Source organism: Vibrio sp. 2132-1, assembly GCF_033344315.1.
Genome location: NZ_JAWPON010000249.1, coordinates 1 through 769, shown reverse-complemented (window position 1 = coordinate 769; position 769 = coordinate 1). Strand labels below are relative to the sequence as shown.

Here is a 769-nt window from a genome sequence, read left to right as displayed (position 1 = left end):
AGCTTGATTGACATCCATGCGAGCTAGCTTTTCTAACGCATATTCACTCTGAGCACGATAAAAGTCATTGGCTGGCTTTTTCTTAGCAAACTCAGCCACCGTCGCAGGTTTATCAAACAACGCTTTCATTTCTTGCGCTTGTTGTTTCGCTTTTGCAGAGCTTGGTAGCTTTTGCAAATAAGCCATCAAACTACCGTTACGAGCATCAAACGCCAACAACATGCGTTGCAGAATCAAATCGTCTGTACGTCCACCCGCTTTATCCCAAGCATTAAATAACGGGTCACACTCACTCGCGATGCTAGAACCGCTTAACCACATGTCTTCTGCGCCTTTAAAGGCTGCAACTTGTTTGCCTTGCTTTAACTGAGCAACGTAAAAAATACACTGATAACGCTCACCACTTGGAATGACTTTTTGAAACTCAGTGATGTTTTTCCAATCTTTCTGTTTGTACAAGTTATCGAGATAAGGCGCACGAATGCGACGTGAGAAAGGGAACGCCTCATGCTCATTAATGAAAGCATCCACTTGTTGTGGTGATTTCATGGATAGCTGCCTGATGAACGTTCGGTAATCCACATAAGGAGTCAGTGGATAATCAGCAATTTTTGGACGAATAGATAAGTATCCGTCAATGTCATTCTTATCTAATAAATCTTGAGCTTGCTCATATACTTCGCGCTGCTTTTCTAAGCTGAGCGACGCGTTTGCCGTCATGCTCACTGCACATAACGCAGCGGCATAACACACGTTTTTAGCCAATTCA

Annotated in this window: 1 pseudogene; it reads right to left on the bottom strand. The window is 43.3% G+C overall.

The window, feature by feature from the left end:
- A pseudogene (locus R8N47_RS24735) lies at positions 1-769 on the bottom strand (lytic murein transglycosylase); the annotation flags it as partial.